The organism is Caballeronia sp. dw_19, assembly GCF_018449515.1.
In the GTDB taxonomy this organism is placed as follows: domain Bacteria; phylum Pseudomonadota; class Gammaproteobacteria; order Burkholderiales; family Burkholderiaceae; genus Caballeronia.
In genome coordinates this window covers 43,813-68,524 of the sequence record NZ_JAAVUQ010000042.1, presented here as the reverse complement: position 1 = coordinate 68,524, position 24,712 = coordinate 43,813, and the positions used below count along the sequence as shown (strand labels likewise).

The following is a 24,712-nucleotide window of genomic DNA, read 5'->3' as shown; positions in this document are numbered from 1 at the left end:
GTGACCCCGACCACTAACCCCAAAATCCCCCCCGCCATAGCCCCAGAACCGCTAACCCCAGAACCTAAAAACCCCCGTCCACCGGCGCGAGCGAACATCAACCTCCCCCCATAAACTCAAAAAACCGGATCGCACGCGCATCGTCGGTATGAGCCGTATTGATCCGCACCCACGCCGACACCTCACCATTCGGACGGTAGTAGCTCCCCGGCGCAAGCGTGATACCAAATTTCAACGCGTGCTCGACCAGGACCATCGAGTCCTCTATTCCGGGCACACGCGTCCACACAAAATTGCCGCCGCTCGGTTCATCGAAAACTTCCCAGCCGTTCTCCTCAAGACGCTGAACAGCCGTTGACAGTGTGTCGTGAATGCGCCGCCGCAAACGCTCGAGATACTTGCGGTACGTGCCGCGCTCAAGCAACGCCGCCACCACGCACTCGCTAAAGCGCGAACCGCCCAGACTGGTGAGCACCTTCACATCGACCAGATCCTTGATCAGCTCGCGCTTGGCCGCCAGATAACCGATCCGCAACGACGACGACAACGTCTTCGACAACCCGCCCACGTAAATCACATGATCGAGCTGATCCAGCGATGCAAGCCGTTGAGTCGGTGTTGCCTGGAAGTCTGCATAGATGTCATCTTCCACGATCATGAAGTCGTGCTGCTGCGCGAGTTGCAGCAACTTGAACGCAACTTGTGGTGCGACATTCGTCGCGGTCGGGTTATGAAACACAGTATTGATGAAGAACAGTTTCGGCTTGATGGTCTTGAGCAAATGCTCGGCAACATCAACGTCCGGCCCGCTCGCCAGACGCGGAACGCCGACAATCCTGACGCCCTGCAGCTTGAGCAGTCCGAACAAGTTGTAATAGCCAGGGTCTTCAACGAAGACGGTATCGCCCGGCTTCAGCATGAAGCGGACAATCAGATCGAGCGCCTGGCTCGCACCGCTCGTAACAATGACGTTCGAGATGTCCGCCTCAATGCCGACTATCGAGAGACGCATCTGGATCTGGTGCCTCAGGTTCGCATCGCCATGCGGCATGGCGTAGTCGATCACGCAGCTCGGGTCCATCCGCATGACCTGACGCACGGTCTGGGCAATGCCCTCGATGTCTCGCCACGCTTCAGGCACGAAGCCGCTGCTCAGCTTCAAGGTCTCGCCGGGATAGTTGAACTGCTGCAGGATCTGATGCGATTCTTCCTCGGCAAGACGAGGGTCCGAACCGCCCGACGCGCCGCTCTCGCCCCCCACGTGATTCGCCACATAGAAGCCCGAACCATGCTTCGGCACAATCAACCCCAGTGACGAAAGCCGGTCATATGCCTCGATAACCGGAAAGCGGCTGATCTGCTGGGTAGCCGCGAGGGCACGGATAGACGGTAGCTTCACACCAGCCAAAAGCTGCCGCGAGCGGATCAGGCCCGAAATGCCGGTCACAAGCTGATCGGTCATGGGAACGCCATTATGCGGATCGATGACGAGGTTCATCGCGTGCGTGATCTCTTCAAGTGTGCAGGGAAAATCACTGAACAGTACGGCACAACTGTTCGCGACTGTACATTCCTAAGATTGGAGTTTAAATAAATAATGCAGTCAAGAGGCCGTCTCTCTGTGAGCGGCCGTGATGGGAGAGGGACATGCGTGAAATCCGGACCTTGGAGCAGGAACCCCATGATGCGCCAGCCTGCTGGCTCATCGATCGGCCTCATACCCTGACGGTTTGCCGGGGTACGGTGTGGCTGACCATTGAAGGCGAGTCGGAAGACTGGTGGCTGCGGGAAGGCGAAACGCTTGAGCTTGCGCCGCGTTCGAAGGTCTGGATCAGCACATCCGAGCCGAATAGCCGTTTCGTTTTGGCCTCGGCGCCGGTATTCTCACCCACTCGGCGATTCGCTTTCTACTGGTTGCTGATCCGCTTCGGCCAGCGCAGGACGCGGGCAATGTGAACGGATCGCGGCCGCGGCCCGCCGCTTAGCCATCCGATAACGCCTTTATTAAACGAAACCTGATGAACGACCGATACCCCCTTTCCGCAGATTCCGGCACGCCGGATACGTTCAGCATCGCGTGTCCAACGGTCCTGCCGCTCTCTTCAATTCTTCCCGAAGAACCTCTGCTGATGATGGGCGCCGGCCCCGTACCCATCCCCGACGCCGTGGCGAAAGCCAACGGCGTCGTGATCAACCATCTTGGCTCGACCATGGCCGCGGTTATCGGCCAGGTCAAGACAATGGCCCGCTATGTGTTCCAGACCGAATCGAAATGGGTGATGGGCGTGGCGGGACCGGGATCGGCTGCCATGGAAATGGCGATCACGAATCTCGCGTGGAAAGGCTCGCGCGTGCTCTGCATCTGCAACGGCTTCTTCAGCGAACGCATGGCGGAGATGGCAAGGCGAACCGGCGCTGAAGTGGAAACGCTGAACGTGGTCGACGGCACCGCGGCGGACACGCAGCAAGCGGCGGACGCTATCGACCGGTTTCGTCCGGAGATCGTGACGATCGTACATGGCGAGACGTCCAACACCGTCTGGAATCGCAGCCTCGAATCGATCGCCTCGGTCGCCCGCGCCGCCGGCGCGCTGGTGATTGTCGACGCGGTCTGCACGCTGAGCACCATGCCGCTGCCGATGGACGCATGGGGTATCGACGCCGTGATCACCGGGGGCCAGAAAGGGTTGTCATCGATCCCGGGCGTCTCGCTGCTCGCGTTCTCCGAAACGGCTTGGCAACGCATCATGTCGCGTCCCGTCCCACCCACGCATTGGTGCCTCGACGCGGCGCTGGCAACGAACTTCTGGCACAACGCGTCCTACCATTACACGGCGCCAGTGTCGGGCGTGCTCGCGCTCCATGAGGCGCTGCGGCTGGTTTGCGCCGAGACGCTCGAGCGCCGGTTCGCGCGCCATCTGCGATGTTCGAACGCGCTGCAAGCGGGCGTTGAAGCGTTGGCGCTGAAGCTCTATGTTCCGAAGCCGAGCCGGCTGAATTCGGTCGTGGGTATCGCGTTGCCGCAGGGCGTCAGCGGTTCCGATGTGTGCGCCCATATCTCGCGCCATCACCATGTCGAGATTGCAGGCTCGTTCGGCGCACCCATTGTACGGATCGGTCAGATGGGCGAGCAATGCCGCGAGCATCATCTCTTCAGGACCATCCATGCGCTCGGCCGGACGATGATCGACCTCGGCGTGCCAGTGGATCTTCCCGCCGGCGTGGCCGCGCTGGAGCGGTCGTTATCGGCGGCGTGATCTGCAACGGAGCTTTCGACGGTCAGCCTGCGAGCGCCCTCGACCGTCGGCGGCTCAGCCACTGAACCGTCAGAAGCCCCACCACCATCACCGTCAGCGACAGCATCGTGGTCATCGTGCCGAGCGCGTAGATCACGGGCGTGGTGACGGAAGTCGTGAGTCCCTGAAGCTCCAGCGGCAGCGTGTTCTGGTCGCCGATAGCCTGCGACGTGCGCGCGATCTCATCCCACGACAACGTGAAGCCGAACATCCCGACCCCAATCACCGACGGCCCGATGATCGGCAACACTACATGGCGAAAGCTCTGCCAGGGCGACGCGCCAAGGTCGCGGGCCGCCTCTTCATACGCCGGGTTGAAGCGATTGAAAACAGCAAACATCACGAGTAATCCGAAGGGCAGCGTCCACGTCAAATGTGCGCCGAGCGCCGAGGTATAAAGGCCCATCGACGTGGTGTAGTTGTCGACGAATGATTGATGGCCCCACGCGCCGGCAAGATACTTGACGCCGTTATCGAGCAGCCGGAACGTGAGCCCGATTCCCAGCGACACGATGATCGACGGCATGATCAGGCTCGCGACGGACACATAGAACACGGCCGTGTCGCCGCGAAAACGCTTGCGAAACGCGAGCCCTGCCGCGACCGAGAACAGCACCGTCAACACCGTGACGACTGCGGCAAGACGCACCGAGCGTCCGAACGCGGCCCAGATGTCGATGTCGCCCACGCCTTGACGCAATACTGCGAACCAGTGCAGCGAAACACCGCGCATGGGGAACGTGAGACCGCCTTCCGGTCCCTGGAACGACAGGATGAAGATAGTAATGATCGGGCCGTAGAGGAACAGCACGAACAGCCCGAACACCAGCGCGAGCCAGTAGAAACTGGCGGGACGCCGCTCGCGGTGTTTCAGATTCAGACGAGTCGCGGCCATGTCAAAGCTCCTTGCGGATATCGACTACCCGCGTCAGCGCCCAGACAATCATCAGCACGACGGCCAGCAGGATGATCGCGTTGGCCGCGGCGGCAGGAAACTGGAGGTAGCCGGTCTGCACCTGAATGATCTTGCCGACCGACGCAATCTGCTGCCCACCCATCACGCCGACCGTCAGGAAATCGCCCATGACGATGGTGATAACAAAGATCGAGCCGATCACAATCCCCGTCTTCGACAACGGCAACACTACTTCGCGGATCACTTGCCAGCCGCTCGCGCCCGCGTCGCGCGCGGCTTCGAGCAGCGACCGGTCTATACGCATCATGGCGTTGAAGATCGGCACGATCATGAAGAACGTATAGAGATGCACGAAGGCGAGCACGACCGAGAAGTTCGAATAGAGCAGCCATTCGAGCGGCTTGTCGATCATATGCGATGAAAGCAGCGCCTGGTTCACGAGCCCGTTGCGGCCGAGCAGCGGTATCCACGAGATCATCCGGATCACGTTCGAGGTCCAGAACGGAATGGTGCAAACGAGGAATAAAACCGTCTGCATACCTGATGAACGGACATGAAACGACAGGAAGTAGGCGATCGTAAAACCGATCACGAGCGTCACCGCCCAGACGATCGCGCAGAATTTTATCGTCGACCAGTAGGTCTTGAAGGTCACGCAGACATCGGTCATTGAAGAACAGCCATCGAAGATCGCCGCATAGTTCTTGAACGTGAACGCGGGGATGATCTGGTATTCGTTGAAGTCCCAGAAACTCACGATCAGCGTGATAACCAGCGGCACGAGAAAGAACAGGACGAAGGTCAACGCGAGCGGCGTCGCCTGGAGCCACGCGGCCGCACGCCGGTGCTTGACGGTCGCCTCCAGCGGCTGGATGGGAAGCTCGATCGATGCCATCGCGGTTTTACCTATTGGATAAACAGAGGTGGCCGGCGTGCATGAAGTACGCGACATGCACGCCGGCCTTGGCGCTAAATCACATTAAGCCGCGATGAACTCGTTCCACTTCTGGACCATGTAGATGTTCTCGTCCATCACCGCGTTCCAGCACGCGATTGCCCCCATGCGCTGGTTGTACGAACCGCCGTCGCGCACCGTGCCGACCTTTTCGAGCAACTGGCCGTCGGGCGCCTTGATGTCCTGCGCGGCCGGCTTGCCTTCGATCCAGTAGTCCCATTCATACGGCTGCATGTGGGTCTTGGCGGTCTCGAGCACACCGGCGTAATAGCCTTGGCGCATGAGGTATGCCCCGGCCCAGCCGTCCTGGAACCAGTTGATGAACTCGTAGGCTGCGTCGAGCTTGCGGCCCTGCAATGAGCGCGGCAGCCCGAAGCCCGATGCCCACGAGCGATACCCCTCCTTCAGTGGCTGGAACTTGCACGCAATTCCCATCGTGCGTACCTTCGTGACGGCGGGCGACCACATCGACTGGATCACGACCTCGCCGGACGCCATCAGGTTCACGCTCTCGTTGAAGTCCTTCCAGAACGCGCGAAACTGGCCGGCGCGCTTCGCCTCGATCAGGATCTTGATCGTCTGGTCGATCTCGGCCTTGGTCATGTTGCCCTTGTCGCCGTACTTGACATGACCCATTGCCTCGATTGCCATGGCCGAATCCATGATGCCGATCGCGGGAATGTTCAGGAGTGCGGCACGTCCCTTGAATTCGGGGTTAAGCAACTCGGCCCAGCTAGTGATCGGGCGCTTGATCAGGTCGGGACGGATGCCGAGCGTATCGGCGTTGTAGGTGGTGGGAATCAGCGTCATCCATTCGGTGGGCGTCGCGGAGAACTCAGTCGAGCGCGCACCCGTCAGGAACATTACCTTCTTCGGCGCCGTACCCTGGTCGCCGATCTTCTTGCCGTCGACCTCGCCACGGGTAAGCACCGGCGTGATCTTGTCGGCGAGCTTGATCTTTTTTACGTCCATGCCGGCCAGCGTGCCGGCGGGGATCAGCTTCTTCAGCGAGAAGTATTCGGTGTCGACAATATCGAATGAATTCGGCTGCGTGATGATCCGCTTGGCGACGTCGTCGGTGGTCACCGGGATGTACTGGATCTGGATGCCGGTATCTTCCTGGAATTTTTTCGCGATGTCCGAACTCTGGTTCACCGCCGTGCCAAGGTAGCGAAGCGTGATCTTTTCCTGCGCATGCACGTACGGAAACCCGGCAATTCCCGCCGCGGCTACCGCGCCTTTGAGCAAGGTGCGGCGCGACATACCCCTGGTTTCCGTCGTGGCGGCACTTGCAGGCGTCTCGCTCGTGGTCGGTTCGGACGGGTGTTCGTAACGCTCGGTCATGGCACTCTCCCTTGGTTGAAATTGTCGTTTGCTGCAACGTACAACGCAAAGCGGTCTCTTATGCGGCCAACGCATGGGCGTCCTGCTCGTTCCACCAGACCACGACACGCGCATCGGGTCCCAGGCGCTGCGGGTCGTATTCGTTATCGGGGAGCAGTGAAACTAGGTCGGGTGAACCGTCGAGCGGGGCGAGCGTCATGCGCAAATGGGTACCCTGATATTCGGTTTCGCGGACCGTGCAAGGGATCCCGCCGATACGGCTGAAGCCGGTTTCGCTCGCGGGTGACTGGACCGGCGTGAACCCGTGCGGTGCAATCCGCAGATGATCGGCGCGTACGGTAAACGCGCGGCCGTTGGCGCCGAGCACGTTATGTCCGCCGAGGAAACGCGCGACGAATTCCGTGCGCGGCCGGTTGAATACTTCGTAGGGCGAACCGCTTTGCTCAATGCGCCCGTGGCTCATCACAACAACCATATCCGCAAGCGCCAGCGCCTCTTCCTGCGAGTGCGTTACATGCACGAACGTGATGCCCAGCTCCTTCTGCCAGCGCTTGAGTTCGGCACGCATCTGCACGCGCAGGAACGGGTCGAGTGCGGACAAGGGTTCGTCGAGCAGCAGGCAGCGCGGCTCATTGAGCAGCGCGCGGGCGAGTGCGACACGCTGCTGCTGGCCACCCGACAGTTGCGACGGCTTGCGTTCGGCATAGGCGCTCATCGCGACAAGTTCCAGCAGTTCACCCGCCCGCTGGCGGCGTACATCCTTGGCTACGCCGCGCATCTTCAGGCTGAACGCGACGTTGTCGAGCGCGGACAGATGCGGGAACAACGCATAACTCTGGAAGACCATCGCGGTGCCGCGCGTGGCGGGTTGCGCGCGCGTGACGTTGCGCTGGCCGATGAGGATGTCGCCGTCGCTGATCGACTCATGGCCCGCGATCATCCGCAACGTCGACGTCTTGCCGCAGCCCGACGGCCCGAGCAGGCAGCAGTACTGGCCGCCGGGAATCCGCAAGTCGATCGAATCGACGGCGAGCGAATCGCCATATTGCTTCGATACATGCACCAGTTCGATATCGGCGGGCTCGGTCTTAAGCACGGCTGAAGTGGGCTGACTCATAAGTACGAGCTCATGCAGGGCATTTCCTCAATAAGAGCGCCGGCGAGCGGCAATCAGGCGCAATCAGCGGCGGAGGCAAGATCTCTGCGAGACCCCGAATGCAAGACATATGCCACTTTGTTCGCATATCGATAACTTTATTGCGAACCATCACCTCTATTGAACGTAGACGATATGGCGTGTAAATTGCACACAATTCGAAACCGAACTGTCGGCGATCAAACCCGCTAATTCGCACAATCGCGGTGCGCCGCGGGTCCGCCACGGGGCGCGATCCCCCAAAAAGGTTCACGCGCGGCACGTTGTCAGCACGTTTGTCACTCAGGGCTTTTTGTACATGGACACTATCCGCCACGCTTGCGCGTCGCACGATCCTGCGTTCGGTCCGCTCACCACGCATGGCCGTTTTCCATACCGGCCGATCACCGATACCGACGCGTTTCGTTGGCCGGGCGACACTGGCCTCGCGGTCTATCTCGGCTTCAACATCGAACATTTTGCGTTCGGTGAGGGACTTGGCGCGGCCCTCGGCCCGGTCTCGCCGCAGCCCGATGTGCTCAATTACAGCTGGCGCGAATATGGCAACCGCGTGGGCGTATGGCGCTGTATCGAACTCTTCGATCAGCTTGAACTGCCGTCGGGCACGCTGATCAATACATCGCTGTATGACCATTGCCCGGAGGTCATCGACGCCTGTCTCGCACGCGGCGACGAACTGATCGCACACGGCCATACGAATGCGCACCGCCAGAGCGACCTGGACGAAAACAGCGAACGCGCGTTGTTGCTGCACTGCCGCGAGCGCATCGCCGCGCATGCCGGCACGCCGCCTTCGGGCTGGCTCTCGCCATGGATCTCCGAGTCCCGCGTCACGCCCGACCTGCTCGCGGAAACCGGCTACGGCTACACGCTCAACTGGTGCCACGACGACCGCCCGGTGCGCATGGCAACTCGCGCCGGTTCGTTGTGGTCCATCCCCTACCCGCAAGAACTCAACGACTTGCCGATGATGGTCGGCCGTCATCTCGACGCGCGCGACTTCGCCGACATGATCATCGACCAGTTCGACGAAATGCTCGAACAGGCGAACCGCAGCCGCCATCCGCAAGCGCTCGTGATGGGCATCGCGCTGCATCCCTACCTCGTCGGACAGCCCTACCGGCTGCGCCATTTGCGTCGTGCATTGCAGCACATTGCCGCCGCCCGCGCGAACGGCGACGTGTGGATGACAACACCCGGGGCAATCGCCCGTCATATGGACGAGATGGAGAGCGCGGGTCTCGTCGGCACGAAGAAACAGACCCTCCTTCCCGCAGAAAAATGACTCCGAAACCCGCATTGAAAGTGGCTGCAAAGCCGCCCCAAAAAACCGTGCCCGATACAGCGCAGGACGCCGATGCCCGCCTCTACCAGGCAATCTTCGACGGTGTGCTCAACCATCGCCTGACGCCCGGCACCAAACTTCCAGAGCCAGAGTTGTGCCAGTTGTTCGGCGTGGGCCGTGCAGTCGTGCGACGCGTGTTGGAAAAGCTCGCGTACGACGGCATCGTTGCATTGCGGCCGAACAAGGGCGCGGTGATCGCCGAGCCGACGCCCGAGGAGACGCGCGAGATTTTCGAAGCACGCCGCTCGATGGAGCGCGTGCTGGTAGAACTCGCCGTGCAACGGGCGACCGCACGCGACATCAAGGAACTGCGCCGTCAACTAGCCGATGAGCACGAAGCCATGCATCGCTTCGACCAGCCTTCGTGGGCGCGACTAGCCAGCGACTTCCACTTGCGTATTGCGGCGCTTGGCGGCAATTCGATCCTGCAACGCTACCTGACGGAACTGGTGTCGCGATGCTCGCTGATCGTGGGCGTCTACGAGCCGCCGGGCCATGCGCCATGCGAGCACGAGGAACATGCGGCGATTGTCGACTGCATCGAAGCGCGCGATGCGGCCGGCGCCATTGCGCGCATGGAAGCGCATCTACGCGAACTGGAAGAGCGCATTGAGACCTCGCGCATGCTGGGCGAGAAGAGCCTCGGGCAACTGCTCGGCATGAGTTGAATCCGAACGTCAAACCTAAGCTCACTGATCCACGCCATCATGGAAATAGACTTCGAAGCCATCACCGAATATCAGCGATACAAGCTCATGGCGAGCCTGATCGTGCCGCGTCCGATCGCGCTGGTGACAACCATGAGCGCCAGCGGCACGATCAACGCCGCGCCCTTCTCGATGTTCAATATGCTGGGCGAAGAACCGCCTATTGTGATGATCAGCATCAACCGTCTCGACGATGGCTCGCTCAAGGACACGGCCGTGAATATTGCACGCAGCCGCGAATTCGTCGTGCATCTTTGCGACGAAGCGATGGCCGAAAAAATGCATCGGTGCGGGGAACGTCTGCCGCCCGATGTCAGCGAATTGGAGAAGGTCGGACTGACGCCGATAGCAAGCTCGCGGGTCGCGCCGCCGCGGATCGCGGAAGCGCCTGTGGCGTTCGAATGCACGTTGTGGGAGACGCTGGAAACCACGAGCCGGCAGATCTTCATTGGACGCGTCCACAGGCTGCATGCACGCGGCGAACTGATCGATACCGAAACATGGCGCGTGCGGCTTCAGCATTACTTCCCGGTCGGACGGTTCGGCGCGAGCGACTATGTGACCACCCGCGAGCGCTTCACGCTCGGCGGACCGGCGACGTAAACCCATGCACAACACAACCCTCGCCACATCCACCGAAGGCATGGTCACCAGCCCCCACGCAATCGCAAGCGAAGCAGGGCTCGAGGTGCTGCGCGCGGGCGGCAACGCGATTGAAGCGGCCATCGCGATCGGCGCCGCGCTGAGCGTGACCTATCCGCATTTCACCGGTCTTGGCGGCGATGCATTCTGCGTCATCGGTGACCGGACCGGCATGTTGCGTACGTTATCGGGCATCGGGCAGGCGGTGCAGACGCTGCCTTCGTTCTCCGCCGCCATTCCATTGCGCGGCGCCGGTTCGACGCTGACCACGGCAGCAACGGTCGATACCTGGCAGCAGGCGTACGCAATCAGCCAGACGTCATGGGGCGGCCAACGCACGTGGTCGTCTCTGTTCGATCGCGCTATCGGCTATGCATCGGAGGGATTTCCGGTCACGCCGTCGCAACACTTCTGGCAGCAGTTTCGCGCCGATGAATTGCGCGCAATGCCGGGTTTTTCCGCGGTATTTGCACCCGACGGCCACATTCCCGAGATTGGCGAGCGCTTCGTTCAACCGGCGCTCGCGCGCAGTCTTGAACGCATCGCGACCTATGGCGCGCGCGAATTCTACGAAGGCGAACTCGCGGAGCGCATCGCACGCGGCCTGCAGCAGGCCGGCTCGCCGCTGACACAAACCGACCTTGCGAACACCCGCGCACGCGACGAAGCACCGCTGCGCGTGGCGTATCGCGGCGGGGAACTCGTGAGCCTGCAACCGCCAACGCAAGGCGTCACCACGCTGCAGATCATGGGCACGCTCGCACGCTTCGATCTGTCGTCTATTGCCGAGGGCAGCGCCGACTACTATCACTTGCTGGTGGAGGCAGTGAAATGCGCATTCGTCGATCGGGATCGTTGGGTCTCTGACCCCGAGTTCAATCACGTTCCTGTCGGTGACATGCTCTCGACCGACACGCTCGACGCCCACGCGCGCTCGATCAGCCTTCATAAAGCGCGGGCCTGGCCGCATGTATTTCGTCCGGGCGATACGGTGTTCATCGGTGCATCGGACGGGCAAGGCCGCAGCGTCAGCATGTTGCAGACGGTCTACTTCGATTGGGGCAGCGGTGTTGTAGCGGGCGACACCGGCATCCTCTGGCATAACCGCGGCGCGTCGTTCAGCGTGGACCCCGCGCATCACAATGCCGTGCGGCCGGGCAAGCGGCCATTTCATACGCTCAATCCCGGCATGTACCTGAAGGATGGGCGGCCGCATCTGCTGTTCGGCACGCAGGGCGCGGACGGTCAACCGCAGACGCTGGCAGCGGTGTTGACGCGGCTGATCGACTACGGGATGGACCCGTTGAGCGCGCTGGCTCGTCCACGTTTCCTGCTTGGCAAGACCTTCTCGGATACCCGCGATGCGCTGAAGCTGGAGGAAGACGCCGGTGCCGATGTGTTCGCCGCGCTGGCGACGCGCGGGCATGAGGTGAGCGCTATTGCAGCGCAAAGTCCGCTTGCGGGTCATCCGGGGGTGATTCGAATTGAATCGGACGATGCGCTGTCAGGGGCTCACGATCCGCGTAGCGACGGCCAGGCGTTGGGTCTTTAAACCTGCGCTCGGCGTATCGGGTTTGGGGGCACGTGACGTTGCGAGCGTCACGTTCACGCAGTTGATCGAGCATGTGCCGCTGGCGTGCATGCCGGAACGCTCGAGTTCGTGCCGCCGGTCATACCCTGGAAGTTGGACCGGCCGTTTCGGCGGAAATCTGCGCCACGCGCGCCAGAATGCTCGCATAGTCCTCCGGCGTGTCCATATCGACGACGAAGCGATCATGCGCGGCTTCATGAATGAACACCTCATCCGGATGCTCGGCGATCAGCTTGCGGCATCCTGGATTGACGTGTCCGCTGATGACCTCGGCGGCATAGCTGGCGGAAAAAACCACAGGGTTACCACGCAGTCCGTTGAACATGGGAATCAGGATCGATCCGCGCGGCATCGCGGCGAAAGCGTCGACAAGTTCGCGGTAGTCGGCGGCCTCCAGCAGCACCTGATCTGCAAGGCAGACCAGCACGATGCTGCACGGCGACCGGAGCGCGGCAACACCCGCGGCGACCGACGTCATCTGCCCATCCTCATAGCGCGGGTTGCACTGAAAGATGACCGGCAAGCCGTCCAGCGCCTCCATGACGGCGCGCCCCTTGAAGCCCGTCACCACCACGATTTCCTCGGGGCCTGCAGCAGCCAACGCGCTCACGGTGCGCCTGACTGCGGGCTGCCCATCAACGGGCAGCAGCAGCTTGTGCTGTCCCTGCATCCTCGATGACAAGCCCGCTGCCAGCACCACGACCGAAAACGCCGGCCCCGTCATGTTCCGCGCGTCGTTCATGTCTTCTCCCGTTCCCGCCTGCCTTGAGCAATCGCAAGATATTTATCGGGCGAATGTTCGAACTCGATCTTGCAACCATCACAGCAAAAATAGACACGCTGTCCGCCGCAGTCGACAACATGTTTCGCCGACGCGATATCGACAGGCATGCCGCACACCGGATTGACATAGCGTGCCACCGCGGGCTCAACCGATGCCATCGATTCGCATGGCGGCACGCTCGGCACCGCGTCGTCGCCGGTGATACGCGGCGCACCGGCATCGGCCGCTGCCAGCTCAAGTTCGCGCCACTGCGTCACCAATCCGGCGACGGCGCCAAGCGCGATCTCCTGCGGTGTATGCGCGTGGATATGAGGGCCGGCGGGCGCATGCAGCGCGGCCATGCGCTCCTGCGCAATACCGCGCAAACGCATGGTGTCGCGCAACCTGTCCGCCTTGCGCTCGCTCGCCACAAGCAACACAGCCGCCGCCGACGTGCGCAACGCCGCCTCAAGCGCGTCCTCGTCGCAGTCGCCTTGCGTAGCAACCAGAATCAGTTGCGGCTTGATCTGGCCCAGGGCATCGGCATCGAAACCTTGAATGACGCGCGTCAGGCCGAGAGCGGCAAACGGTGCGCTCACGTTCGCCGCAGCGCACACGCGCAGCCCCATGCGTTGCGCGAGCACGCATGCTTCGAGCGCGGTCGGTGTCGAGCCCAGCACGAGCACCAATGGCGCGGGCAGTGTCGGCTGGATGAAGAGCTCGATGGTGCCGTTGCTCGCGCAAGGCATGGTGTGGAGTTCGACGTCCGCGTCTTGCGTCGCCGGCTCGTTGCTGATGCGAATGCGTTTGGCCTGCCCCGAGCGGATCGCGGCCAACGCTGCCTGGATCACGATCGCTCGCGAGCAGCCGCCACCAATCCAGCCGTGCAGCGCGCCCTCACTGTCTATCAGCGCCTGCGCACCGACCCAGGTAGACGTTGGCGGGCCGGCCCGAATAACAGTGGCCACGGCAAACGGCTGCGCCTCTTCAATCAGCCGTTGTTCGAGTTGCAGGAGGGTATCGGTGCTCATTGCAGGGCGGACAGCACTTGGGGCAGCACACGCTCGAGACTCGCCAGATCGCGTGCGCCTGCCAGTAAATCGATATAAGGCATCGCAGCCTGCATGCCGACGCTCGATGGTGTGAAGTCAGCGCGGTCCGCGAGAGGATTGAGCCAGACCAGACGGCGGCAACGCCGCCGGATTTTCGCGAGCGCCTGCTGCAGGCTGTCGGGCTCACCTGCATCGTAGCCATCGCTGACGATCACGACCGCAGTGCGCGAGTGCAGCAGCCGGGTCGCATGCTGCTGGATGAATTCATCGAGACTCTCTCCAATGCGCGTGCCTCCCGCCCACCCGGCCGACAGCATGTGCAGCCGCTCCTGCGAGCGTCGCGGGTCGGGGTCCCGCAACGCTTGCGCGACACTCACGAGCCGCGTGTGGAAGATGAAGCTATGGACATCTGTCACCCGGGCGCTCAGCACGCGTGCCAACCTCAGGTAGAAAAAGCTGTACAGGCTCATGGAACGGCTGACGTCCAGCAACAGCACGATGCGCGGACGCAGGCGCCGCTTCCTGCGCCAGCCGAGATCGAGCGGCAACCCGCCGCGTGAGACGCTGCGACGGATCGTCCACGCCATATCGATCACACGGCCGGCGTTCGCGCGGCGTTCACGGCGAATCTGGATGCCTCGCAGCCGAAGCGCGAAACGCCGGATTGCCTCGTCGATTGCAAACAGTTCGTCCGGCTCGTTGAGGTGGCGAAAGTCCGCATGGGAGAGCGGAGTTTCGCCTGAGGCGCCCTGGTCGGCTGTGCTGCCGTCTGCATGCTCCGGGTCCGCGCCGCTTCCGGCCAGGGACAACGGCAAACCTTCGCTGCCGTCGCGCTGGCCAGCGTTCTTGTCGCGCTCGTTATCCCGCTCGATCCGGCCGGTGCCGCCAGCACGCGCTTCAACCAGCGCTCGCCGATTCGGCATCAGGAAGTAAGCGTCGAACAGGTCATCGAAGCGCCGCCATTCTTCGGCGCGCGAGCACAGCACGGCACGCAGGCTCCAGCGCAAGATCTGGCTGTTGGTCTGGCCCGCGAGTTGGGCAACTTCCATTGATGTCGCGATGTCGCTGGTCGTCACGCGAAAGTCGTTCGCGCGCAGCCACCCGGCAAACCCGGTGTAGCGGGCGACCAAAACCTCCTCAACGCCCGATGGAGGCGCACAATCATCGGTGCAAGTATTCACGCTCAACATGCGGCCACCAGTTTCTCGACGACCGGCCGTGTCAGGCCGGCCTGATCCTCACGCGTCTTGACGAGCGCGGGCAGCGAATCCATGATCTGCTCCACGCCATCCGTATCAATCACGCTCACCCCCAGACGAAGCAACGCAGATACCCAGTCGAGTGTCTCGGCCAGACCGGGCTTTTTCTGCAAATCCATCTGCCTGACCGACTGCACGAACTCCACCATCTGCCGTGCCAGTTTCTCCGGCACTTCCGGAATCTGGGTACGCACGATCAGCAACTCCTTTTCGAAGCCCGGATAGTCGATGTACTGATACAGGCAGCGGCGGCGCAACGCGTCGGAGATCTCGCGCGTTCCGTTTGAAGTCAGGATGACGAACGGTTTTTCCGTGGCGCGTATCACACCAAGCTCGGGAATCGACATCTGGAAGTCGGACAGCAACTCCAGCAAATAGGCTTCGAACGCTTCATCGGTGCGGTCGATCTCGTCGATCAGCAAGACAGGCGCCGGCGTCGTCGTGATCGCTTCGAGCAGCGGCCGCTTGAGCAGATAGCGTTCGGAGAAAATATCCTGCTCCTTGTCGAGAACCGATCGCTCGTCCTGTTCAAACAACTTGATCGCGAGCAGTTGATGCTGGTAGTTCCACTCGTACAGCGCGGAGTGCGCATCAAGGCCTTCGTAGCATTGCAGCCGGATCAGCCGCGTATCGAGGAGCCGCGCAAGCGCTTTCGCCACCTCGGTCTTGCCAACGCCGGCCTCGCCCTCCAGCAACAGCGGCCGACGCATTTCCATCGTCAGCAGGAGGGTCGCCGCAAAGCTGCGCTCGGCGATAAAACCATGACCCTCCAGCCTGTGTTGCAGGCTCACGACATCGTTCATCCGGTCGGTCACCATGGCTGCCTCTGTCCGCTCTCAGACCGACTTGCGGGCGAAAAGCCCACGGAACCACTCGCGCATGACCGCCCACGCCAACGCGAGGCCATTGAGCTCGGAGGGCGGGACGTGAGCGGCTTCCGGCGCGACGGACATGACGGATTGGGGCACGCTCCCCGGTGCTTCCGATGCCACGGGCGTCACCTGCGGGGTCGCAGAGGCCTGCAGCCGCGCCGCAAAGTTGGCGACGAACTGCTTGAGCATCTGGTCAGCGACCGGACCCATCAGCCGGCTTCCGAGCGCGGCGGCCTTGCCGCTCATCGTCACCTCGCTCCTGCCCGTCAGCTCGCACGTGTCGCCCGTGGCCTGGACACTCGCGACCAGATCCATCGATGCCGCCGAGCTGCCTGTGGCGTCCGTTCCCTTACCCACCAGATGCAGACTGCGCACCGCCGTGTCGAGATTCAACACCTCGATATCGCCTTTGAACGACATCGTGGCCGGACCGAGCCGAACGGTGATCGTGCCTTTGTAATGGGTCGCGTCCACGCGTTCCGTGATCTTCGCGCCGGGCATGCATCCGGCCACCATCTCAATGTCCTGCAGCAATTGCCAGGCGCTATCCGACGAAGCGTCTAGTGGAAACACCTTTTCGAGTACGACTTTCATTCCATCACCCTTTGCATAATCGAGTTTCGCCGCAACCGGATCACTATTGCCTGGTCAGGCCCAACGAATGGCACTGCTGCCACACTCGATACGCGTTGTGCGGCATATTCATGTGCGTCACACCCAGATGCGCGAACGCATCGACCATGGCCGACGTAAAACACGGAATCGATCCAACGTGCGGCGATTCAGCCACGCCCTTCGCGCCAATCGGATGATGCGGCGACGGCGTCACGGTGAAATCGGTTTCCCAATGAGGCGTCTCCGCCGAAGTCGGTATGAAATAATCCAGCAACGTTGCGCCCAGCAGATTGCCCGCTTCGTCGTAGGGCATTTCCTGCCCCATCGCCACCGCGAACCCTTCCGTCAAGCCACCATGGATCTGCCCTTCGATGATCATCGGATTGATCCGCGTGCCGCAATCGTCGAGTGCATAAAAGCGGCGCACGCGTGTTTCCCCCGTGTAGCGATTCACGTCGAGCACGCAGACATACGCGCCGAACGGAAACGTGAAATTGGGGGGGTCGTAATAGTCCACCGCCTCAAGCCCCATCTCCATACCATTGGGGACGTTGTTATACGCGGCCCAGGCCACTTGCTTGATGGTCTTGAACTGCTCCGGCGAGCCCTTGAGCACGAAGCGGTCGAGATCAAACTCGACGTCGTTTGGACTGGCTTCCAGCAAATGCGCGGCAATCTGCCGGGCCTTCTCGCGGATCTTGCGCGACGCCCGCGCGATTGCTGCGCCCGCCACGGGGGTCGAGCGCGAGCCATAAGTGCCGAGCCCGTAGGGCGCCGTGGAGGTATCGCCCTCCTCGACCGTAATCACCGAGGCAGGAATCCCGGCCTCTGAAGCAATGATCTGCGCATAGGTAGTCTGATGGCCCTGCCCTTGCGTGATCGTGCCCATGCGCGCAATCGCCGAGCCGTCCGGATGTACCCGTATCTCGCAGGAATCGAACATGCCGACGCCCAGGATGTCGCACATCTTCGACGGCCCCGCGCCCACGATCTCGGTGAAGTTCACCATGCCGATACCCATCAACCACTCAGCGTGCGGATCGGCACGGCGCGCGGCCTGCTCGGCGCGCAACGCCGGGTAGTCGACAGCGGCAAGCACCTTCTTGAACGCCGGCTCGTAGTCGCCGGAGTCGTATTCAAGTCCGAGCGGCGTGGTGTACGGGAACTGCTCCTTGTGGATGAAATTGCGCAAGCGTATTTCGGCCTTGTCGATACCGAGTTTCTGCGCCAGCACGTCGACCATCCGCTCAATCAGATAGACCGCCTCCGTCACCCTGAACGAGCATCGATAAGCAACGCCGCCTGGAAACTTGTTCGTATAAACGCCAGTGACCGAGACGAACGCGTTGGGGATTGCGTAGGAACCGGTGCAGACGTGGAACATGCCGGCGGGCCACTTGGTGGGATCGGCGCAGGCATCGAACGCGCCATGATCCGCCGTGACGTGCACCCGCAGCGCCTTGATCCGGCCGTCGCTGTCAGCGGCCAGTTCGCCCGTCATGTGATAGTCGCGTGCGAAAGCCGTCGAACTCAGGTTCTCGATACGCGACTCGATCCACTTGACGGGCCGCCCGAGCACGATCGACGCGACAATCGATACGACATAGCCGGGATACACGCCGACCTTGTTGCCGAAACCGCCGCCAATGTCCGGCGAGATGATGCGAATCTTCGACTCCGGAATGGACGACAACAAGCCCACCACCGTGCGCACGACATGCGGCGCCTGTGACGTGATGTAGACCGTCAGATCGCCTCGCGCCTTATCGAACGATGCAACGCAACCGCAGGTCTCCAGCGGACACGGATGCACGCGCGGATACAGCATGTCCTGCACCACGGTCACGTCCGCGTTGTCGAATACGCGATCAGTCTTGTCCTTGTCGCCGATATTCCACGTGAAAATATGATTCGGATGCGTGCGTGCGCCGTGCGCGCCAGTCTGCTTGTCGCGGATGTCCTCGCGGATCACTGGCGCATCCGGGGCAAGGGCGGCGAACGGATCGACTACCGCCGGCAGTTCCTCGTACTCCACTTCCACCAGTTCCGCGGCATCGGCGGCGACATAACGATCGTCGGCCACGACGAATGCCACCTCCTGGTTCTGGAAGCAGACCTTTTCGTCGGCGAGCACCGCCTGCACATCGCCCGCGAGTGTCGGCATCCAGTGAAGCTTGAGCGGCTTCAGGTCGTCAGCGGTCAGTACCGCATGCACGCCAGGATGGGCGAGCGCGCGCGATTTGTCGATTTTCTTGATCCGCGCATGAGCATATGGACTACGAACCATTATTCCAAACAGCATGCCCGGCATCTTGATGTCGTCGACGTAAGTGCCTTTGCCCTGAATGAAGCGCGGATCCTCGCGGCGTTTGCGCGAACAGCCCATGCCTTCCAGCGCGGCGAGACGATCGAGATTGGTGTCAATGTTTCCCATCACGGTTCTCCTGGTGTCAGTGCGCGTGCGCTGCCATCAGCGGGTGCGAGGTCTCGACCGGTTCGCCGCGCAGCTTGCGCGCGGCGTATTGCACGGCCTTCACGATATTCTGATAACCCGTGCAGCGGCACAGGTTGCCCGCCATCCAGTAACGGATCTCCTCTTCACTCGGGTCGGGGTTTTCCTGCAATAACCGATAGGCACGCATCAGCATGCCCGGCGTACAGAAGCCGCATTGAAGACCGTGCTCCTGCATGAACCCTTCCTGCAGCGCATGAAGTTCACCGCCCTGCGCGAGGCCTTCGACGGTCAGCACCTGCGCGCCTTCGGCCTGCACGGTCAGCACTGTGCAGGATTTCACCGACATGCCGTCGAAATCGACCGTACATGCGCCGCAATGCGAAGTCTCGCAACCGATATGCGGCCCGGTGTGAAGGCACTTTTCGCGCAGCGTATGAATCAGCAATTCGCGCGGCTCGGTCACCACATCGGTTTCCTTGCCGTTCAGCTTGAACGACACCATGACTTTCTTGTTCATGTCTCGATCTCCAGGAAATCGCGCTCGATACTCAATTACCCAATGCTCAATGAACTGCGCGCGAAAAGGCAGTGGCCAAGGCCCGTCGCGTCATTTCGCCCGCCATCGCCGTCTTGTATTCGATGTCGCCGCGCAGATCTGCAACCGGTGCGCAAGCGGCCATCGCCTGACTCGCGGCCTCGGCTATCGTTTGTTCATCGATGGGCTTGCCTAGCAGCGACCGCTCCGCGCCGGTCGCCCGGAAGGCGGTGTCCGCGACATTCGTCAGAGCAATGCGCACGTCGGCCACAGTGCCGCCGCTCATGCGCAGCGTCACTGCCGCGGCCGCGGTCGCGAAGTCACCGGTCTTGCGCTTGAGCTTCGCGTAGCAATAGCCGCTTCCGGCTGCGGGAATGGGTATGCGGATCTCTGTCAGGATCTCGCCGGGTTCGAGCAGCGTCATATAAGTGCCGAGAAAGAACCCATCGGCGGGCACGACACGTTCGCCGTCTGTACCCACGAGCACGAACGATGCATCGAGCGCCAACATCAGCGCCGGGTGATCGTTGCCTGGATCGCCGTGCGAAATGTCGCCGCCCAGCGTACCCCGGTAGCGGACTTGCGGATCCGAAATCTGGCGCGCGCCCTCCACGATCAGCGGACATTGTGTTTGCAGCAATCCGGACCAGATCAGTTCGTTCTCGGTGGTCATCGCGCCAATGCGAATTTCGTTGCCAGCCTCGCGGATGCCCTTTAGCTCCGCAAGCTTGCCCAGGTCAATCAGTTGACCTGGTTCGGCCATGCGCAGCTTCATCATTGGCAGCAGGCTGTGGCCGCCGGCAAGCAGCTTGGCAGTGTCGCCATGCTCGCTCAGCAGAGCGACAGCCTCGGGCAAGGTACGCGGAACGTAATAGTCGAATGGACGGGGGATCACACTGGCCTCCTTTGGTTTTCATCCGCCGGCGAACTGAAGCGTAAATGAAGCGTTTTGTATTAGCCTTTGATGAGCATTTCACATTCTGGCGCCGCCATTCAACGCGATTTCCCGAACGGCAGTTCGCTTGCGCCAATTAACGGAAAACGGGCATGAAACCCGAGACGGGCCGAGTGACCCGCCATGCGCGACGCTTTGCCCGCCCGACCCGAAAAATCACGATTTCACGACGCAGCGCAGCAGTTCAAGCGGATTTCGTGAATGGCGGGTTTACCTGCGTGAACGGCTCGAAAACTTGCGCGAATTTCGGAAAAGACATACAACAAAGAACAGCCGCCAGAGAGCGGCGACCGCTTTTCAGGGCAGGAGGCCTTGGATGAAACCGTTTGAACACGCCGGGCCGCCGACGTCGGAACATCGTCGCAACGAGACATTCCAGCATAAGCTGGAGCAGTTCAATCCGGGGATGGTCTGGCTCGACGAGCAAGGGCACGTGACGGCTTTTAACGACGTCGCGCTGCAAATCCTCGGGCCGGCCGGCGAGCAGTCGCTGGGGGTCAGCCAGGACAAGCTGTTCGGCATCGACGTGGTGCAGTTACACCCGGAGAAGAGCCGCGACAAGCTGCGCTTCCTGCTGCAATCGAAGGACGCGGGCGGCTGCCCGATCAAGTCGCCGCCGCCGGTGGCGATGATGATCAACATCCCCGACCGGATCCTGATGATCAAGGTGTCGAAAATGAGCGGCGCCCAGGGTGCTTGCGGCACCTGCATGATTTTCTACGATGTCACCGATCTCACGACCGAGCCGTCGGGGCAGCAATCCGGCGGCAATGCTGCACTGCCGCGCCGGCTGTTCAAGATTCCGGTCTACCGGAAGAACCGCGTGATCCTGATCGATCTCAAGGACATCGTCCGCTTTCAGGGGGACGGACATTACACGACGATTGTCACCCGGGATGATCGGTATCTTTCCAATCTTTCGCTAGCGGATCTCGAACTGCGACTCGACGACAGCATCTATTTACGCGTGCACCGCAGTCATATCGTGAGCCTTCCGTATGCGGTCGAACTGGTCAAGTCGGAGGAGAGCGTCAACCTTGTAATGGACGACGCCGATCAGACCCAGGTTCCGGTTAGCCGGTCGAGAACCGCGCAATTGAAAGAGTTGCTTGGAGTGGTTTAAGGGGGCGGTGCGGCGGTCCCCGGAATGGTTATTGAAAAGCGCGCTCAGCATGGTTGTACCGACCTTGCGTGGAACGCCGCTTCTGGTCCGCCTCATGTCCTGACTTGGGGGTACGTCGCCCCCCCCTCCGTGCACGCAAAAGGGAATAGGGAATCTACGGGACTTGCGCACCCCTGACCGATCGTTCGCACTCCCAATTTTGAAGCAGCCACCGCAGCCCATCATATAGTTGCTATCACTGACGTGCGTGGCAGCGCACTGCATGCGCTGTCGCCCACCAGCCAAGCGCTCGTCACTCCAGGGCCTCCCGGTCCTGCACATTCAGCACGCTCCCATATATATCATGATGTGATATGATTTTAATCCAGGATCCTGACTGGACTATCCCCATGAAAGAAACCTTTCGCACCTTGAGAAAAGAAGACTTTGAACAGCTGTCCGAATTTCGTTACCAGATGCGGCGGTTCGAGCGGTTCTCCGAGCAGGCTGCTCAGGACGAAGGCATTACTCCGCTGCAGTATTTGCTGTTGTTGCATATCAAGGGCTACCCGGACCGGGACTGGGCAACTGTCGGCGAACTGGCTGAGCGGCTTCAGGCACATCACCACGGAGTCGTTTCGCTCGTGTCCCGGTGCGAGGCGCTGGACTTGGTCAAGAGAAAGCCTAGCGAAATCGATCGCCGTCAGGTCGAGGTTCATTTGCTGAAACCCGGAGAGAAGATCCTCTCGCGGCTCGCCCAATTGCATCGGGCAGAACTGAAGTCCCTCGCGGGCACCTTCCGCGTTCCGCAGATCGACCTTTAGATCAGGGCATACCGACACTGCCCACCTTTGCCGGCATTTCAATTTCAGCAAGGTCACGCCGTTCCGGCAGCCGATGCAACGCAAATCTGAATTGATGAGGAGTTAATGTGCACGAAAACGCTTCAAGAGGGGATTTTGCAGCGAATGCTCACCTGTTGCGCATCACGGCCATTGCAGTAGTGATCGGCGCGTTGAGCACGGTCACGGCCTATGTCCTGCTCCACCTGATCAATTTTTTCACCAACCTTTTCTTCTTCCAGTCGCTATCGTTCGACGGTCGCTCGCCCGCCGGAAATACTCTCGGTCTGTGGGTGATCGTGATTCCCGTAATCGGCGGACTCGTGATTGGACTGATCGCGCGCTATGGCAGCGAAGCCATCCGCGGGCATGGCATTCCGGAAGCGATCGAAGCCATCCTGTTCGGCAAGAGCAAGATGTCGCCGAAGGTCGCCGTGCTCAAGCCTCTTTCCTCCGCCATCGCCATCGGCAGCGGCGGCCCGTTCGGTGCGGAAGGGCCAATCATCATGACAGGCGGCGCACTGGGGTCGCTGCTCGCGCAGTATTTCCATTTGACAGCGGGTGAACGCAAGACGCTGCTCGTTGCCGGCGCCGTCGCCGGCATGACCGCGGTTTTCGGTACGCCTGTAGCCGCCGTCCTGCTCGCGGTCGAACTGTTGCTGTTCGAACTGCGCCCGCGTAGCCTGCTGCCCGTTGCCGTCGCGTGCGCGGTGGCCGGTTTCACCCGGCCCCTTCTGATCGGCAGCGGCGCCCTCTTCCCGTTGCAAACCATCGCACTGGGTCCGCTCGGCCTCGTTTCATGCGTGGTTGCGGGTCTCATGGCCGGCGCGATGTCCTGGGGCCTGTCATCGGCGCTATACAAGGTCGAGGACCTCTTCGGCAAATTGCCGATCCACTGGATGTGGTGGCCGGCGCTTGGCGGCATTGCCGTGGGCATCGGTGGATATGTCGAGCCACGCGCGCTCGGCGTAGGGTATGACGTCATCGGCGATTTGCTGCACAACCATCTTGCTATCAGCGTCGTGGCCGGCTTGATACTGGTGAAGGCGATCATCTGGGTCATCGCCCTCGGCTCCGGCACGTCTGGAGGCGTACTCGCTCCGCTGCTGATGATGGGTGCGGCCATGGGAACCATCGTCGGACCGTTCCTGCCTGGCGGGGAGCCGGCAGTATGGCCGCTGGTCTTCATGGCGGCGACGCTCGGCGGAATGATGCGCGCACCGATCATGGCAACCGTATTCGCGTTCGAACTCACCCATGACGCCAACGTACTGTTGCCCCTGCTCATGGCTTCGGCTGTCGCCTACGGATTCACGGTACTGCTGATGCGGCGCTCCATCCTGACCGAGAAGATCGCACGCCGCGGTTACCACATCTATCGGGAGTACGGCATCGATCCTCTCGAACGCCATTTCGTCGAGGAAGTCATGACGCGCAAGGTCCAGACGATCGATGCAGCGCTGCCGGTCGCCGAGGTGATGGCGAAATACTTTGGTGAAAAACAAAACCATCGCGCGTTTCCGGTGACGCGAGACGGCGCGCTGGTGGGAATGATCGAGCGAGACGGATTGATCGCGCGCACCGGCAATCCAGCCATGCAGGTCATGAGCGACCTGTTCGGCGCAAACACACCGATCATGGCGTTGCCCGGGGAAACTTGCCGGATCGTGTCCAACCGGCTGGCGGTGCATGGACTCGAGCGGTTGCCGGTGGTGTCGGACGCGCAGTCGCGTCGTCTGGTGGGCTTGATAAGCCGTAGCGACCTCGTGAAGCCGTCGCTCGCGTTCTTCGAGGAAGAGGAGCGGCGCGAGATGTTCCGGCGATCTCCCCTGCATCATCTGAAGAAACGGTTTGCATTACTGAACAGGCACAAAGATGACGTAACCCGGGAGCGCCCGTAAGCCTCCTGACATGCGGTTCCTGAGGACGAGCGGACCGGCACCTTACGGAATCGCACGTCGGCCAAATGAAAAACAATCACGCAACTAATTCAGCGCTAACGCGTTAGGTGTCGCGGCAAGACCCGCACCGATAATGGCTATTCGTGTCTTGCGCAAATCCATCTCCTCGAAACTCGATGCTTTCGCTAACCTGGAACTGACACGTAAGCTTTATCAGACCGACTCTGTGAACTCGGGCACGACCGTGAACAAATCGCCCACGAGGCCATACGCCACGCCAAAGATAGGCGCTTCGGCGTCCTTGTTGATCGCCACGATGACCTTGCTGTCCTTCATCCCCGCCAAATGCTGGATTGCGCCCGAGATGCCGACCGCGACATACAAGTTAGGCGCCACGATCTTGACCATC

At 61.3% G+C, this 24,712-nt stretch carries 22 protein-coding genes and 1 pseudogene; 9 read left to right on the top strand and 14 right to left on the bottom strand.

The window, feature by feature from the left end:
- Positions 1-97 precede the first annotated feature (97 nt).
- Positions 98-1,462, bottom strand: a complete 1,365-nt coding sequence (locus HB376_RS34560) for a PLP-dependent aminotransferase family protein (protein ID WP_255631731.1) — start codon at positions 1,460-1,462, stop codon at positions 98-100.
- A 185-nt stretch (positions 1,463-1,647) separates the two neighbouring features.
- On the opposite strand from HB376_RS34560, the gene HB376_RS34555 reads away from it, so the two are divergent.
- A complete protein-coding gene (locus HB376_RS34555) occupies positions 1,648-1,956 on the top strand; it encodes a DUF2917 domain-containing protein (RefSeq protein WP_213768176.1) in 309 nt (102 codons plus the stop codon).
- Positions 1,957-2,018: 62 nt separating this feature from the next.
- Positions 2,019-3,257, top strand: coding sequence for an alanine--glyoxylate aminotransferase family protein (locus HB376_RS34550; RefSeq protein ID WP_213768174.1), 1,239 nt, complete (start codon positions 2,019-2,021; stop codon positions 3,255-3,257).
- A 22-nt stretch (positions 3,258-3,279) separates the two neighbouring features.
- Here the strand turns inward: HB376_RS34550 and HB376_RS34545 are convergent, their stop codons facing one another.
- The 4 genes from HB376_RS34545 to HB376_RS34530 all read right to left on the bottom strand — a co-directional run bounded on the left by HB376_RS34545 (position 3,280) and on the right by HB376_RS34530 (position 7,628).
- A complete protein-coding gene (locus HB376_RS34545; RefSeq protein ID WP_213768173.1) occupies positions 3,280-4,191 on the bottom strand; it encodes an ABC transporter permease in 912 nt (303 codons plus the stop codon).
- A gap of 1 nt (position 4,192) precedes the next feature.
- Positions 4,193-5,107, bottom strand: coding sequence for an ABC transporter permease (locus tag HB376_RS34540; protein WP_213768187.1), 915 nt, complete (start codon positions 5,105-5,107; stop codon positions 4,193-4,195).
- An 84-nt stretch (positions 5,108-5,191) separates the two neighbouring features.
- Entirely contained in the window at positions 5,192-6,430 is a 1,239-nt protein-coding gene (locus HB376_RS34535; protein WP_213768186.1) for a PotD/PotF family extracellular solute-binding protein, read from the bottom strand.
- A gap of 139 nt (positions 6,431-6,569) precedes the next feature.
- Positions 6,570-7,628, bottom strand: coding sequence for an ABC transporter ATP-binding protein (locus tag HB376_RS34530; protein ID WP_213768171.1), 1,059 nt, complete (start codon positions 7,626-7,628; stop codon positions 6,570-6,572).
- Positions 7,629-7,965: 337 nt separating this feature from the next.
- Between HB376_RS34530 and HB376_RS34525 the strand changes: the two genes are divergently transcribed.
- From HB376_RS34525 to HB376_RS34510, 4 genes are read left to right on the top strand one after another with little or no spacing between them, the layout of a single operon-like run.
- The gene (locus tag HB376_RS34525) at positions 7,966-8,952 is read left to right on the top strand and encodes a polysaccharide deacetylase family protein (protein WP_213768170.1); all 987 of its coding nucleotides are present in this window, start codon (positions 7,966-7,968) and stop codon (positions 8,950-8,952) included.
- Positions 8,949-9,680: a GntR family transcriptional regulator gene (locus HB376_RS34520; RefSeq protein WP_213768169.1), complete on the top strand. Its 732-nt coding sequence runs from the start codon at positions 8,949-8,951 to the stop codon at positions 9,678-9,680. The genes HB376_RS34525 and HB376_RS34520 overlap by 4 nt, the downstream gene beginning before the upstream one ends.
- A 39-nt stretch (positions 9,681-9,719) precedes the next feature.
- On the top strand, positions 9,720-10,322 hold the full coding sequence (locus HB376_RS34515) for a flavin reductase family protein (protein ID WP_213768167.1): 603 nt from the start codon (positions 9,720-9,722) through the stop codon (positions 10,320-10,322).
- Positions 10,323-10,326: 4 nt separating this feature from the next.
- Positions 10,327-11,913 (top strand): gamma-glutamyltransferase family protein, encoded by a 1,587-nt coding sequence (locus HB376_RS34510; protein ID WP_213768165.1) that lies wholly within the window; start codon positions 10,327-10,329, stop codon positions 11,911-11,913.
- 118 nt (positions 11,914-12,031) lie between these two features.
- Here the strand turns inward: HB376_RS34510 and HB376_RS34505 are convergent, their stop codons facing one another.
- From HB376_RS34505 to HB376_RS34470, 8 genes are read right to left on the bottom strand one after another with little or no spacing between them, the layout of a single operon-like run.
- Positions 12,032-12,694 (bottom strand): nucleotidyltransferase family protein, encoded by a 663-nt coding sequence (locus HB376_RS34505; RefSeq protein ID WP_213768163.1) that lies wholly within the window; start codon positions 12,692-12,694, stop codon positions 12,032-12,034.
- Positions 12,691-13,746, bottom strand: coding sequence for an XdhC family protein (locus tag HB376_RS34500; RefSeq protein WP_213768162.1), 1,056 nt, complete (start codon positions 13,744-13,746; stop codon positions 12,691-12,693). Before HB376_RS34500 ends, HB376_RS34505 begins: the two co-directional genes overlap by 4 nt.
- Positions 13,743-14,957: a VWA domain-containing protein gene (locus tag HB376_RS34495; protein WP_213768161.1), complete on the bottom strand. Its 1,215-nt coding sequence runs from the start codon at positions 14,955-14,957 to the stop codon at positions 13,743-13,745. The genes HB376_RS34500 and HB376_RS34495 overlap by 4 nt, the downstream gene beginning before the upstream one ends.
- Entirely contained in the window at positions 14,951-15,844 is an 894-nt protein-coding gene (locus tag HB376_RS34490) for a MoxR family ATPase (RefSeq protein WP_213768160.1), read from the bottom strand. Before HB376_RS34490 ends, HB376_RS34495 begins: the two co-directional genes overlap by 7 nt.
- A gap of 18 nt (positions 15,845-15,862) precedes the next feature.
- Positions 15,863-16,492 (bottom strand): SRPBCC family protein, encoded by a 630-nt coding sequence (locus HB376_RS34485; protein ID WP_213768159.1) that lies wholly within the window; start codon positions 16,490-16,492, stop codon positions 15,863-15,865.
- Between the two features lie 43 nt (positions 16,493-16,535).
- Positions 16,536-18,947, bottom strand: coding sequence for an aerobic carbon-monoxide dehydrogenase large subunit (locus HB376_RS34480; RefSeq protein WP_213768158.1), 2,412 nt, complete (start codon positions 18,945-18,947; stop codon positions 16,536-16,538).
- A gap of 16 nt (positions 18,948-18,963) precedes the next feature.
- Positions 18,964-19,485, bottom strand: coding sequence for a (2Fe-2S)-binding protein (locus tag HB376_RS34475; protein ID WP_213768157.1), 522 nt, complete (start codon positions 19,483-19,485; stop codon positions 18,964-18,966).
- A 46-nt stretch (positions 19,486-19,531) separates the two neighbouring features.
- Complete coding sequence (locus tag HB376_RS34470; RefSeq protein ID WP_213768156.1) at positions 19,532-20,398, bottom strand: FAD binding domain-containing protein; 867 nt, start codon at positions 20,396-20,398, stop codon at positions 19,532-19,534.
- Positions 20,399-20,774: 376 nt separating this feature from the next.
- Here HB376_RS34470 and HB376_RS34465 point away from each other — a divergent pair, with 376 nt between their 5' ends.
- The 3 genes from HB376_RS34465 to HB376_RS34455 all read left to right on the top strand — a co-directional run bounded on the left by HB376_RS34465 (position 20,775) and on the right by HB376_RS34455 (position 24,303).
- Entirely contained in the window at positions 20,775-21,581 is an 807-nt protein-coding gene (locus HB376_RS34465) for a LytTR family DNA-binding domain-containing protein (RefSeq protein ID WP_213768155.1), read from the top strand.
- Between the two features lie 389 nt (positions 21,582-21,970).
- Positions 21,971-22,384: a helix-turn-helix domain-containing protein gene (locus tag HB376_RS34460; RefSeq protein WP_213768153.1), complete on the top strand. Its 414-nt coding sequence runs from the start codon at positions 21,971-21,973 to the stop codon at positions 22,382-22,384.
- 107 nt (positions 22,385-22,491) lie between these two features.
- Positions 22,492-24,303: a chloride channel protein gene (locus HB376_RS34455; RefSeq protein WP_213768152.1), complete on the top strand. Its 1,812-nt coding sequence runs from the start codon at positions 22,492-22,494 to the stop codon at positions 24,301-24,303.
- A gap of 213 nt (positions 24,304-24,516) precedes the next feature.
- On the opposite strand, the pseudogene HB376_RS34450 reads toward HB376_RS34455, so the two are convergent.
- Positions 24,517-24,705 (bottom strand): annotated as a pseudogene (locus HB376_RS34450) (FAD-binding protein); the annotation flags it as partial.
- Positions 24,706-24,712: the final 7 nt, after the last annotated feature.